Raw genomic sequence first — 13,028 nt, forward strand, 5'->3', positions numbered from 1 at the left:
GCATGGCTGATAACACCGCACAGACGCAAGAGAAAGCCAATGACGAGAACACCCTGGGCATCTTCTCGGCAAAGGCTGCCGCCGCAGCCGTCAATGCCCAGACCTCGTCTCGCACTATGTGGGGCGATGCTTGGAAGAGGCTGAAGCGCAACAAGCTTGCTATGATCGGCATGATCTGGATTGGCTTCGTCATCGTTGTTGCCCTGACGGCAGACCTTTGGGTTCCGGGTACGCTTGGCAGCCCAACCGAGACCGAATCGGCAACTATGGCGCAGAACTCTAGGCTTGCGCCATCGGCCGAGCATCCCTTTGGCACCGACACGCTGGGGCGTGACGTCCTCTGCCGCGTCATCTACGGTTCGAGGATCTCGCTTGCCGTCGGCGTTCTTGCAACTGCCATTTCGACCGTGCTGGGCCTCATCATGGGCGCACTTGCCGCCTATTACGGTGGCATTTGGGACACCATCATCATGAGGTTGGCCGACATCTTCTTAGCCTTCCCGTACACGCTCTTTGTCATCGCGATGCTTGCGGTCATTGGGCCGGGCGTCCAGAACGTGTTTATCGCCATCGGCATCCTGGGCTGGCCGTCCATCGCCCGCGTGTTCCGTTCGGCAATCCTTACCGTCAAGGAGAACGACTACGTTGACGCGGCGCGTGCGATGGGCGCCTCCGACGCGCGCATCATCGCCCGCCACATCTTCCCCAACTCCGTGGCAGTCATCGTGGTCTACGCCACGATGAACATCGGCTCCGCAATCCTCACCGAGGCTGCCCTGTCCTTCCTGGGTATGGGAGTCCAGGCACCCAACCCGTCCTGGGGCATCATGATTCAGGACGGCGCAACCTACCTGGCCACCCAGCCCTGGCTCATGATCATGCCCGGCCTCGCGATTCTCACCACGGTGCTCGCCTTCACCCTTCTGGGCGATGGCCTGCGCGATGCCCTCGACGTCAAGATGAAGGATGCCTAAGCCATGTTCAAGAAGAAGACCAGAGTGCAGATGCACCTCAAGGACCAGCCCGTCCCCGAAGGAGAGCACCTTCTCGAGGTCGATGACCTCAAGATGTACTTCCACACGCAGGACGGCGTGGTCAAGGCCGTGGACGGCGTGTCCTACACCCTCGACCGCGGCGAGACGCTCGGCGTGGTTGGCGAGTCTGGATCGGGCAAGTCCGTCACGCACCTCACCATCATGGGCCTCATCGACATGCCCCCGGGACGCATCGAGGGGGGTGACGTTCGCTACCGTGGCCAGTCCCTGCTCAAGATGAGCGAGGAGCAGATGCAGGACATACGCGGCAACGACATCGCGATGATCTTCCAGGACCCCATGACCTCGCTGAACCCCGTCTACACCATTGGACGCCAGCTGGGCGAGGGCCTGCGCCTGCATCGCGGCTACTCCAAGGAGGAGGCCCTCAAGCGTTCGGTCGAGCTTCTCGACATGGTGGGCATCCCCAACCCCGAGCAACGCGTCAAGGACTACCCGCACCAGTTCTCGGGTGGCATGCGCCAGCGCGTCATGATTGCCATGGCCCTTGCCTGCGACCCCGACATCCTCATTGCCGACGAGCCCACCACGGCCCTCGACGTGACCATCCAGGCGCAGATCATCGAGCTCATGCGCGAGATGCAGAAGAAGAACGGCAACGCCATCGTGATGATCACCCACGACCTGGGCGTTGTTGCCGACGTTGCCGACAAGATCATGGTCATGTACGCGGGGCATCCCGTGGAGTTTGGCCCTGCCGAGGAGATCTTCTACAACTCCACGCACCCCTACACCTGGGGCCTCATCCGCTCGATCCCCGACCCGGTCATGACCGAGAAGCACCCGCTCACGCCCATCAAGGGCAACCCGCCCTCGCTCGTGACGCTGCCCTCCGGCTGCGCGTTCTCGCCGCGTTGCCCGTATGCCACGGACAAGTGCCGCTCCGAGCGTCCTGACCGCATCATGGTTGGTCCCAATCACTATTCCTGCTGCCACTACGCGCTTGACAAGGACTTTGTCACCAAGAATGCCCCCAAGACGAGCAGGACCACGGCAGCAGCGCCTGAGCTGGCCGAGAAGGGAGGCGAGGCGTAATGGCAGAGCCCCTTCTCAAGGTCGAGCACCTCACCAAGGAGTTCCCGGTAGACTCGAGTGTCTTCTCTCGCGAGAAGCGCAAGGTCTCTGCCGTGAGCGACGTGAGCTTCCAGATCTATCCCGGCCAGACCCTTGGCCTGGTCGGCGAGTCCGGCTGCGGCAAGTCCACCACGGGCCGCTGCATCATGCGCCTCATCGAGCCAACCTCCGGCAAGATCACCTTCGATGGCAAGGACGTCACGAAGATGAACGGCAAGGCTCTCAAGGCCATGCGACGCGACATGCAGTACATCTTCCAGGATCCCTACGCGAGCCTCAACCCGCGCATGACCATCGGCGAGATCGTCTCCGAGCCTCTCGTCATCCACAACTTGATGCCCGACAAAGTCGAGCGCACCAAGTACGTAGCGTCCCTTCTCGACATGGTTGGCCTGAACCCCGAGCACATCAACCGCTACCCGCACGAGTTCTCGGGCGGCCAGCGCCAGCGCGTGGGCATCGCGCGCGCCTTTGCCCTGAAGCCAAAGCTCATCATCTGCGACGAGCCGGTCTCGGCGCTCGACGTCTCCATTCAGGCGCAGGTCTTGAACCTCCTGGCCGACCTTCAGCAGGAGTTTGGAACGGCGTATCTCTTCATTGCGCACGACCTCTCGGTGGTCCAGCACGTCTCAGACCACGTGGCCGTGATGTATCTGGGCAACCTCATGGAGTACGCGGACTGGAAGGAACTCTACGAGAAGCCCTGCCACCCTTACACGCAGTCGCTCCTCTCGGCCGTGCCGGTGCCCGACCCCGACATCCAGCACTCGCGCAAGCGCATCATCCTTGCCGGCGACCCGCCTTCGCCCATCGATCCGCCTTCCGGATGCCGCTTCCACACGCGCTGCCCGCTTGCTACGGAGAAGTGCGCCAAGGAGCACCCGGACTTCCGCGACCTTGGCGGGGGACACTTCTGCGCCTGCCACTACGGTCAGCCGTTCCCCATCAAGGATTCGTCGATCGAGCTGTAGTAAAAAAATCAATCTTTGTTGATTTTCGCCCCGCGCCACGACCCTCGGTCACCGGCACGGGGCGTTTTGGTCGTTTGGTTTGCATTCTGTTTTCTATTGTGTAACAGAGCCATGGTGATAGACTACCCCATGTTGTGTCGTGCCACGCCAGACCCACATGGCGTTGCGTGGCACGCGACATGTGGGTGGCTGTGCGGCTGGATCCCGTCTCCTTTCGTTGTGCCAGGGGGACTCATGCTCCGTATGGCTCGGGCGAGCGGAACCCCCAAGGGGCGTGCGGGCGCAGGTGGCCGGCACCTCTCCTTTGGTTGCGCGAACGGCACAAAGGAGTTTCGATGGCACGATTTCTAGGGTACCTGGCCAAGAGGATCGTCAACTACATTGTGATGATCTTCGTTGCGACCTCGCTTACCTACTTTCTCGCGTGCGCTTTCATGAGCCCGCGCTCGAACTACGAGTCGCGCACGCCCCGGCCCTCCCAGGAGTCCATCGAGGCCTCCCTGGACAAGGCCAACCTCAACGACAAGACCCCGGTCACCGAGCGCTACCAGCGTTGGCTCACCAACATCGTGACCGAGTGGAACTGGGGCCTCTCGCCCGCGGGCGACTCCGTGAACAACGAGATCTCCAGCCGCATTGGAGCATCGGTCAAGCTCATGCTTCTCTCAACCGTCCTTTCCATCGTGATTGGCGTGAGCCTGGGCGTCTACACGGCGCAGCGCCAGTACCAGTGGCAAGACAGGTTCTGGAGCGGCCTTGCGTCGGTCTTTCTCGTCATCCCCACGGTCGTTCTGGCAATCCTCATCGTTTTCTTTGCCATCGAGATAAACCAACAGACGGGACAGCGCATCTTCTACGTCACTGGCCTCTCGAGCTACGACGGCCCCAACGTATTCGTTGCGTTCATTGACTTCCTGCAGCACATCCTTCTGCCCACGATCGTCCTTACCATCATCAGCTCCGTGGGCTACCACCTGAACCAGCGCACCTACCTCCTGGACGAGATGCATGCGGACTACGTGCGCACGGCACGCTCCAAGGGCCTCACCAAGAAGCAGGCCATCCGCAAGCACGCGCTGCGCGCAAGCCTTATCCCCACCTCGGTGAACGTGGCGTTCTCGATTGCCAGCATCTTCACGGGTGCCGTCATGACGGAGAAGATCTTCGCCATCCACGGCATGGGCGAGTACTTCATCAACTGCATCAATAACAACAACATCAACGGTGCCGTTGCGGTCGCCGCCTTCTCGGGCGCCTGTACGCTTGTGGGCGCCCTGCTCGCAGACCTCTTCGCTGCGGCGCTCGACCCCAGAATCAAGATGAGCTAGGAGATGGCAATGGAAGAGCAGAACAACAAGAACGAGCAGCTCACCAATGCCCAGCTCGAACTCCAGGCCGACGCTGCCGGCCCCAGCGAGGTCAAGCGCATAAGCTACGCGAGCCTCATCGCGCGCAGGTTCTTCAGGCAGAGGAGCGCCGTGGTTGGCCTCACCATCCTGGGCATTCTGGTGCTTCTCGCCATCTTTGGGCCCCTCATCTGCAAGTACGACTACACCGACCCAGACTTTACGGCCATCAACGTGGCCCCCAACGCTCGCCACTGGTTTGGCACCGACGGCGGCGGCTTTGACCTCTTTGCCTGTGTGGTGCACGGCCTTGGCCGCTCCCTTGTGATCGGCCTCACCTACGCCATCCTTACCACTGCCATCTCGGCCATCGTGGGCACTGCCATCGCCTATGCGCGCGGATGGGGCGAGAAGATTGGCATGTGGCTTCTCGATATGCTGCTTGTCATCCCGAGCTTCCTTCTTGTTGCCATGATCGTCCGCGCCGCCTCCGGCACGCAGGGCTGGCTCATGCTCATCCTCGGCCTCACTGCCTTTGGCTGGATCGGCTATGCGCGAACGCTGCGCACCATGGCGCTCTCGCTGCGCGAGCGCGACTACGTGCGCGCGGCCAAGTACATGGGCGTTCCCTCGATCAAGATCATCATTCGGCACCTGATTCCCAACCTGGGCTCGATCCTGGTCATCGACACGGTCCTTGGCGTCATCAGCGGCATCAACTCCGAGACGGCCTACAGCTTCCTGGGCCTGGGCATCAAGGCGCCCGACACCTCGCTGGGCTACATCCTCTCGCAGGGCTCCTCGGCCATGCTCTCTGCCCCGTGGATCGTCCTCATCCCATCGGTCGTCCTCATCATCCTGTGCGTGAGCATGCAGCTCATTGGCGACGGACTGAGGGACGCCTTCGACCCCTACTCCCGCGCTGCGGGCGAGGTGGCCGACGAGGAGTCCAAGAAGGACGAGGCCGAGAAGACCGCCGCTGCTGCCGCCGGCACCGCTGCCGGATCACACCACGAGTAGACGGAGACGTACGCATGTCTGACACCACCAGCACCACAACCATGGACGACACGCTTCGCTACGAGCTGCTCGAGGCAAACGGGCCCAAGGGTGCGCCAACCGGCGACCCCGTCATGAGCGTTCGCAACCTGCGCGTCTCCTTCAACACCGAGGCCGGCGTGGTCCACGCCGTGCGTGACGTGAACTTTGACCTCTGGGGCGGTCGCACCCTGGGTATCGTGGGCGAGTCCGGCTCGGGCAAGTCGGTCACGGCGCTCTCGCTCATTGGGCTTCTCGATGACAACGCGCGCGTCTCGGGCTCGGTCAAGCTCAACGGCGAGGAGCTTATCGGCAAGAGCGACGAGGAGATGTCCAAGATCCGCGGCGCTCGCATCTCGATGATCTTCCAGGACCCGCTCTCTGCCCTTACGCCCATGTTCTCCATTGGCGACCAGCTTGCCGAGGCGCTGCTCATCCACAATCCCGGCATGCCCAAGGACGAGGTGCGCAAGCGCTGCATCGAGCTGCTCACCCTGGTTGGCATCACCAACCCCGAGGACCGCCTTGACGCATATCCCCACGAGTTCTCTGGCGGCATGCGCCAGCGCGTTGTCATTGCCATCGCCATTGCGAACAACCCCGACATCATCATTGCCGACGAGCCCACCACGGCCCTCGACGTGACCATCCAGGCGCAGATCCTGGACATCCTGAAGGTCGCGCAGAAGGAGACCGGTGCCGCCGTCGTGCTTATCACGCACGACCTGGGCGTTGTTGCCGGCACGGCAGATGACGTGATGGTCATGTACGCCGGCCGTGCGGTGGAGCGTGCGAGCATTGACACGCTGTTCGAGCGTCCCTCTCAGCCCTATACCATGGGCCTTCTCGGCGCCGTGCCCAAGCCCCACATGGCGGCCGAGCACCGCCTGGTCCCCATCAAGGGCAACCCGCCTTCGCTTGCGGCCATTCCCGCGGGCTGCCCCTTCTCACCGCGCTGCCCCATGGCAACCGACGAGTGCCGCGTGACCGAGCCTGACCTCCTGCCCATCGAGGCGGGGGAGGGCCACCTGGTCTCGTGCCACCACATGGACCAGATTCGCGACAAGCGCCTCACCTACGCCGACGTCTACCCGGCGCTTGAGCCGCTGCTGCCCAAGTGGGCCGACGTCCCGCGTGACCAGCGCCCCGTGGTTCTCGAGGTCAAGGACCTGGTGAAGACCTTCCCCATCCAGGGCAAGGGCCTCATCCGCAGGAACAAGGGAACCATGACCGCGGTCGATCACGCATCGTTCACCATCCACGAGGGCGAGACGCTGGCGCTTGTCGGCGAGTCCGGCTCGGGCAAGTCCACCACGCTCATGCAGATCATGGACCTTGTGGTGCCCGAGGAGGGAACGATCACCGTCCTGGGTAAGAAGACCTCCGAGCTGAAGAGTGCCCGCGACCGCCGCGAGTTGCGCCGCAACCTCCAGATCATCTTCCAGGACCCCATGAGCTCGCTTGACCCGCGTATGCCCATCTACGACGTGCTGGCCGAGCCCCTCGAGGCCCAGGGCTGGGACAAGGCCAAGATCAACAAGCGCATCGGCGAGCTTATGTACCTCGTGGGCATCAACCCGGACTACGTGGACCGCTTCCCGTCGCAGTTCTCCGGTGGCCAGCGCCAGCGCATTGCCATCGCCCGTGCCCTGGCCACAAGCCCCAAGCTGCTCCTTCTCGACGAGCCCATCGCGTCGCTTGACGTGTCTATCCAGGCGGGCATCATCAACCTTCTCGAGGACCTGCAGGTACAGCTCAAGATTTCCTACCTCTTTGTTGCGCACGACCTTGCCGTGATTCGCCACATCTCCGATACCGTGGCCGTGATGCACCTGGGCAAGATCGTGGAGTACGGCGACACCGAGGAGGTCTTCACCAACCCCCAGGACCCCTACACAAAGGCGCTTCTCTCCGCAATTCCCATCCCCGACCCCAAGGTCGAGCGCACACGCGAGCGTCTTGTCTACCGTGACGGCGAGCTCATTCCTGCCTCGAGTCTGCTTCCCACCTCGCTTACGTAGCGAGAGGGGAGAGAAGCCGGCCGGTTCAGGCCGGAACGTGACCTTGCGGGCCCGGACCTCCGGGCCCGCTTCTCTGCGGTAACCGTACAATTTGTGTCCAAATCATTACGTATCGATTTCTAAACACGATTCAATAACGATGTGATTTCATTACCTAATGCCAGTCTGATACCATCTTTAACGGTTCATTACGAACCGGTATCATCCGAGAGAACGGGAGAGAACATGTCTGTTTCCAACCTTTCGCGTCGTGCCTTCCTGGGCATGAGCGGCAGCGCCGTTGCGCTGGCAGGGCTTGGTCTCGCTGCCTGCGGGTCCGACTCCGCGTCCAGCGACAATGCCAACGCCACCGGCACCGCCAACAGCACCGACGTCACTGGCGCCGAGACCCAGAACGGCTCGCCCGCAACCACCCCGCTTGACCAGCTGCCGCTCCCCGAGAAGGGCAAGGTCTACAACAACCCGCTCGATCGCGACCAGATCCAGGACGGCGGCACCCTCACCCTTCCTGCCGGCGAGATCGGCCCCAACTGGAACTACCTCTCCGTCGAGGGCAACACCGCCGAGATGCACAACATGTGGGACTGGTACATGCCCACCAACCTCTTCATCTCTGACGCCACCGGCTCGAAGTTCGAGCCCAACCCCAACTTCGTGACCAAGGCCGAGACCAAGGATGACGGCGGCAAGCAGACCCTGACCCTCGACCTTAACCCCGATGCCAAGTTCAACGATGGCACCCCCATCGACTACCGCGCCTTCCAGGCAGTCTGGACCGTCATGAACGGCACCAACTCTGCCTACACCCCTGCCGCCACCGACGGCTACGACCGCATCGAGTCCGTCGAGAAGGGCGACTCTGACAAGCAGGTCGTGATCACAACCTCGAATCCGGTCTATCCTGCCGAGGCCCTCTTCAACTTGGTCATTCACCCCGACGCTGCCGATCCCGAGGTCTTCAACAACGGCTGGAACAACAACCCCCACGCCGACGACTGGGGCTATGGTCCCTACACCGTGGACTCCTTCGACACCACGCAGGTCACCTTTGTTCCCAACCCCAACTGGTGGGGCGACGCACCCAAGCTTGAGTCCGTCACCTACAAGCAGATGGACTTTCAGGCGCTCTTCAACGCCTTCAAGAACGGCGAGATTGACGCCACCGGCACGGCCCAGAGCGGTTCTCAGGAGATGCTCTCCAACTTCTCCAGCATGGACAACGCCGAGATCCGTCGCGCGAACAGCCTCTCCATCGCCAACATCGAGATCAACTCCACGCGCGGCGTGCTCACCGACGAGAACGTGCGCAAGGCCTTCGTGCAGTGCCTCGACATCCCCACGCTGCGCTCCGTGGTGTTCCAGGGCGTGAACTGGGAGGAGGACGTCCCCGGCTCGCTGCTGACCCCCGTCTGGGCAGATGGCTACGAGAACAACATGCCGGATGACGTCACCAGCCTCAACACTGCCGACGAGCGCACCGCCGCGGCCAAGAAGACCCTCGAGGACGCCGGCTACGCGCTCGACGACGACGGTTACTACGCCAAGGATGGCACCGAGGTCGCCTTCTCCTTCACCACGTTCGGCGACTCCAACACGGTGAAGAACCGCGCTGCCGCCATCATCAAGATGGCCAAGGACGCCGGCATCAAGATTGACCAGGACGCCAAGCCCTCCTCGGAGTTCTCCACCACGCTCACCAGCGGCTCCTGGGATATCTGCCTGTTTGGCTGGGTTTCCACGCCCACCTCGGTCTGGAACGGGCCCCAGATTTACGGTTCGGACTCCCCGTCGAACTTCACGCACCTCGGCAGCGCCGACCTCGACGCCGAGCTGGCCAAGATCATCTCGATTGAGGACCACACCGAGCAGATGAAGGCCCTGAACGCCGCCGAGAAGAAGGCCCTTGCCTCCTACGGCTTCGTGCCTCTGTACGCCGGCCCCGACGTTGTCGTGACCAAGCAGGGCCTCGCCAACTACGGCCCCGCGCTGTACCTCACCGTGTCCAACGAGAACATCGGCTGGGCCAAGTAGTTCGGCTGTCGCCGGAAGCGCGATTTCTGCGAAGCTTGCAACATGCGGGCCCCTCCGGAGACATTTCGTCGCCGGAGGGGCCCTTCTTTCGGGACTTGCAGCGGCAGCGCCTCAAGCTGCGGATGCCGAGAGCTCCTCGGGCAGGGAAGGCGGGTCTTCTCGTCAATGCCGCACTTTGTCGGCAATGCCGCACCTTCTCGGCATTTAGGAATTTTCCGAACGGTTAGGGTTGCTTAAATGGCGAGAACGCGCGGCATCGCGGAGGTGCCGCGCATTTCGAACGGTTAGACCGCCTTAAACGTTCGGATTTTTTCTAACCAGTGAAATCGCGCGGCATTGGCGAGAGGGTCGGACCGTCTGACGACAGGAGTAGGTCCTGTCCCTTTCGGCACATTTTTGGTCTGGCGAGAAAAACTTGCGATTCGCGCTTGCCACCGCGCGAGCGTGTGTTAAGATACTCCTCGCGTTCAAGGCGCACGTCGGAGTGGCGGAATTGGCAGACGCGCTAGCTTGAGGTGCTAGTGACTGACTAAAAGGTCGTGCGGGTTCAAGTCCCGCCTCCGACACCACGAGCGTTCGCGGGTCCCCGGAAACGGGGGCCCGCTTTTTTGTGAGACAAAGGGACAGTCCCTTTGTCTCATGCGTCATTCGTAGCCCGCTCGCAACCAAGACGAAAACAGAAAGCGCGACCATGTCCCCCAAGGTTCCTTGTCGGCCGCGATGCCGGTGCGGGCGCCGCGGCACCATCGGGAAGGGGTGTGCCATGGAGAGCGCAATGATCGACCAGCTGACCGTCTGCCTGCCCAACGAGCCAGGAAGGCTCGCCCAGATGAGCCGCGCCATGGGCGCGGACAACATCCAGATTCACGCCCTCATGGTGGCAGACACTACGGACTTTGGCATCATCCGCATCGTGTGCGACCGCCCGCAGGACGCCCTCTCGCTCCTGCACGGACTGGGCTACGACGCCACGCTCACGCAGGTTGTGGGCATCGAGGTGTCAGACGTCCCTGGCGGTCTGGGGGTTCTTCTCGACCATCTGGCCTCAGCCGACCTCAACGTGGAGTACGCTTACACCTGTCCCATGGGCGGGCGAACGATCGACATCGTGAAGGTCACGGGAGAACCGCTTGCCATCAAGCTGCGCGAGAGCGGCCTCACGATGGTCTCGGCAGAGGAGCTCTGCACGCCACGCCGGACTGTGTGAGAACGTCGTGCCGCCCGGGACCCAGGCTTCGAGGAAAGGGCGGCACGTGGCAAAGAACGCACTCAGCACACGGCGCGTGGAGGGCATAGGAGAGGGGAGCCTCGCCGCCACCTTCGCGCGGCTCCTGCAGCTTGCCTCAGAGGCTGTAGTGGCCTTTGACGGGGCGGGACGGGTTCTTCTCGCCAACGACCAGGCAACGTCTCTGCTGCCGCACAGAGAGGCCGAGGGCCTTGCTGGCGCGGACGTGCGCACGCTCTTCCCCCCGGCGGGAAGCACCGACCCCGAGGCTCCCTTCTCGGTAGACGCGCTGCCGTTTCCCGTTGATGGGACGCCGACGGTGGTGACCATGGCCTCGCACGCGGGCGAGGCCATGCGACTGAGGGTTCGCTGCGACCGGGTGCAGGCGGCAGGCGAGACGTACGTGGCGGTTGCGCTTCCGGCCGAGAGCCAAAGCCTGGAGGAGCGCCAGGGCGAGAGGGACCTCGATGACCTGCGCCGCGCAAACAAGCGCCTGGCAGGCGCCCTGCGTATCGTCCTGGACACGCTTGACTCGCGTGACGTCGCAACGCTCTTCTCGCGCGTGCTCGAAGAGATTACGCAGACCATGGACGCCGACGCCACGATTGTCTACTTGGCCGAGTCCGACGGCTTCCACCTGCGCGGCATTTCCAAGTCGCTTGAGGGCGCCCGCGTGCCGCACTTCATGGCGTACGGCAAGTCGGTCGAGACGCTTGCCACACGCGCGGGGCACGCGCTGCGTCTGCGTGTGAAGCCCCCGCAGCCGCAGGAGCTGCGACAGGGCAAGATTCGCGTGAGCGAGGTCGTGGACGAGGAGACCCGCGAGATCCTACGCATTCGCAGGAGCCTGCTTCCGCCCTTTGCGAGCTTCTTTGCCGTGCCGGTGTGGTTTGGCGGCCACGTTATTGCCATCATCGAGGTGGGCTGGTCTCGCCCGCGCCCTCTGGACACAGACGACGCGCGCCTGCTCGACTCGGTTGCGCATTACCTCTCGGTGCAGCTCATGGGGGCCTTCTCGACCATGCGCCAGCAGCGAGCGGAGCGGCTCAACCAGCGCGGCTCCGAGCTGCGCGAGGAGCTCCTGGATGCCTCCGAGGGCGACGAGGACCTTGCCTCCCGCGCCGAGCAGGCCTTTGCGCAGGCGGCCGAGGAGCTCGATGCCGTTTACGTGCGGCTCGAGCAGAACGTCCACCAGAGCGTCCTGGTGGCGGAGCTCCCCGTCACGGGCATGCGCGCCGTGCCCATCGACCTCGACGCCGCCGAGGAGGGCCATGTGGAGGACGACGTGGCCGTGGTGCCGGTGCTCGCGGGCACGGACGTCTACGACGTCCTGCGCGACTTGGGGGAGCCCTGTGTGGGCGCCCTCGTGGACGCGGGCAAGCTGGCGGGCGAGAGGCGCTGCTGCCTTGTGCTGCGCCCGGACGGCGCCGAGCCCCTCGACGCGGGCGAGCTCGCGTTTCTCGGCACGCTTGCCGGCGACGTGCGCGACATCTTCCTGGGCGAGGAGAGGCGCGAGAAGGACAAGCGCATCTCCCAGGCGCTCCAGACGGGCATGCGCAACGTCCTGCAGCACGTGGACGGCCTTACGGCGCAGGGAATCTACTCCTCGGCAACCGAGTCAGCCTTCGTGGGCGGCGACTTCTACGACCTCATCCGCCTGCCGGGGCGGCGTGCCTGCGTGATCATGGGCGACGTCTCGGGCAAGGGCGTTGAGGCGGCCTCGGTCTCGGCGGCCGTCAAGACGGCGCTGGGCGCGTACTCGTGGGAGGGCCTCGCGCCCGCGCGCATGGTGCGCTCGCTCAACGAGTTCCTTCTCGGCTTCTCTCGCATCGAGACGTTCGCGACGCTCTTCGTGGGCATTGTGGACCTTGCGGCGGCTACGCTCACGTACTGCTCGGCGGGGCACCCGCCCGCGGTGCTCGTGCGGGCGGGAACGCGCCAGATGGACCTTCTCGACGTGCAGTCCGGCGTCGTGGGTGCCTTCCATGACATGGAGTACCGCGATGGCGTGGCGACGCTCTGCGAGGGGGACATCCTTTTCCTCTACACCGACGGTACCACCGAGGCGCGCTCGCCCTCCGGCGCGTTCTTTGGCGAGGACGGCCTGCGTGACATGGTGTCTGCCGAGACCGCAGGGGACTTCGATGGGCTTCTCGACCGCTGTTTGGCGCGTCTGGATGACTTCACGGGGCGCAACCTGAACGACGACGTCTCGATGGTCGCCGTGCGCTTCGACGAGCTGGGGTAGGGCGCGTAAGGTCTAAGGC

General features: G+C 63.5%; 9 protein-coding genes and 1 tRNA gene. All 10 read left to right on the forward strand.

All coding sequences use genetic code 11. The annotated features are described in order from the left end of the window. The first annotated feature begins 2 nt into the window (after positions 1-2). The 10 genes from NVS32_RS06710 to NVS32_RS06755 all read left to right on the forward strand — a co-directional run bounded on the left by NVS32_RS06710 (position 3) and on the right by NVS32_RS06755 (position 13,009). Entirely contained in the window at positions 3-974 is a 972-nt protein-coding gene (locus tag NVS32_RS06710) for an ABC transporter permease (RefSeq protein ID WP_258499124.1), read from the forward strand. A gap of 3 nt (positions 975-977) precedes the next feature. Then, positions 978-2,090, forward strand: coding sequence for an ABC transporter ATP-binding protein (locus NVS32_RS06715; protein ID WP_258499125.1), 1,113 nt, complete (start codon positions 978-980; stop codon positions 2,088-2,090). Beyond that, complete coding sequence (locus NVS32_RS06720; protein WP_258499126.1) at positions 2,090-3,100, forward strand: ABC transporter ATP-binding protein; 1,011 nt, start codon at positions 2,090-2,092, stop codon at positions 3,098-3,100. The genes NVS32_RS06715 and NVS32_RS06720 overlap by 1 nt, the downstream gene beginning before the upstream one ends. A gap of 335 nt (positions 3,101-3,435) precedes the next feature. After that, a complete protein-coding gene (locus tag NVS32_RS06725; RefSeq protein ID WP_258499127.1) occupies positions 3,436-4,428 on the forward strand; it encodes an ABC transporter permease in 993 nt (330 codons plus the stop codon). A 9-nt stretch (positions 4,429-4,437) separates the two neighbouring features. Continuing rightward, complete coding sequence (locus NVS32_RS06730; RefSeq protein ID WP_258499128.1) at positions 4,438-5,466, forward strand: ABC transporter permease; 1,029 nt, start codon at positions 4,438-4,440, stop codon at positions 5,464-5,466. A gap of 14 nt (positions 5,467-5,480) precedes the next feature. Next, positions 5,481-7,505, forward strand: a complete 2,025-nt coding sequence (locus NVS32_RS06735; protein ID WP_258499129.1) for a dipeptide ABC transporter ATP-binding protein — start codon at positions 5,481-5,483, stop codon at positions 7,503-7,505. A 225-nt stretch (positions 7,506-7,730) separates the two neighbouring features. Then, a complete protein-coding gene (locus NVS32_RS06740) occupies positions 7,731-9,536 on the forward strand; it encodes an ABC transporter family substrate-binding protein (protein ID WP_258499130.1) in 1,806 nt (601 codons plus the stop codon). A gap of 478 nt (positions 9,537-10,014) precedes the next feature. Then, positions 10,015-10,105, forward strand: a tRNA-Leu gene (locus NVS32_RS06745). Positions 10,106-10,299: 194 nt separating this feature from the next. Next, complete coding sequence (locus tag NVS32_RS06750) at positions 10,300-10,743, forward strand: ACT domain-containing protein (RefSeq protein WP_258499131.1); 444 nt, start codon at positions 10,300-10,302, stop codon at positions 10,741-10,743. A gap of 46 nt (positions 10,744-10,789) precedes the next feature. Further along, positions 10,790-13,009, forward strand: a complete 2,220-nt coding sequence (locus NVS32_RS06755) for a GAF domain-containing SpoIIE family protein phosphatase (RefSeq protein WP_258499132.1) — start codon at positions 10,790-10,792, stop codon at positions 13,007-13,009. The last annotated feature ends 19 nt before the right edge of the window (positions 13,010-13,028 follow it).

The organism is Tractidigestivibacter montrealensis, from assembly GCF_024741235.1.
Taxonomy (GTDB): Bacteria; Actinomycetota; Coriobacteriia; order Coriobacteriales; family Atopobiaceae; genus Tractidigestivibacter; species Tractidigestivibacter montrealensis.

Excerpts from the sequence above, each read along its gene's own strand:
- NVS32_RS06725 (WP_258499127.1), top strand. The coding sequence starts at position 3,436 with ATGGCACGATTTCTAGGGTACCTGGCCAAGAGGATCGTCAACTACATT.
- NVS32_RS06720 (WP_258499126.1), top strand. The coding sequence starts at position 2,090 with ATGGCAGAGCCCCTTCTCAAGGTCGAGCACCTCACCAAGGAGTTCCCG.
- NVS32_RS06735 (WP_258499129.1), top strand. The coding sequence starts at position 5,481 with ATGTCTGACACCACCAGCACCACAACCATGGACGACACGCTTCGCTAC.
- NVS32_RS06710 (WP_258499124.1), top strand. The coding sequence starts at position 3 with ATGGCTGATAACACCGCACAGACGCAAGAGAAAGCCAATGACGAGAAC.
- NVS32_RS06740 (WP_258499130.1), top strand. The coding sequence starts at position 7,731 with ATGTCTGTTTCCAACCTTTCGCGTCGTGCCTTCCTGGGCATGAGCGGC.
- NVS32_RS06750 (WP_258499131.1), top strand. The coding sequence starts at position 10,300 with ATGGAGAGCGCAATGATCGACCAGCTGACCGTCTGCCTGCCCAACGAG.
- NVS32_RS06715 (WP_258499125.1), top strand. The coding sequence starts at position 978 with ATGTTCAAGAAGAAGACCAGAGTGCAGATGCACCTCAAGGACCAGCCC.
- NVS32_RS06730 (WP_258499128.1), top strand. The coding sequence starts at position 4,438 with ATGGAAGAGCAGAACAACAAGAACGAGCAGCTCACCAATGCCCAGCTC.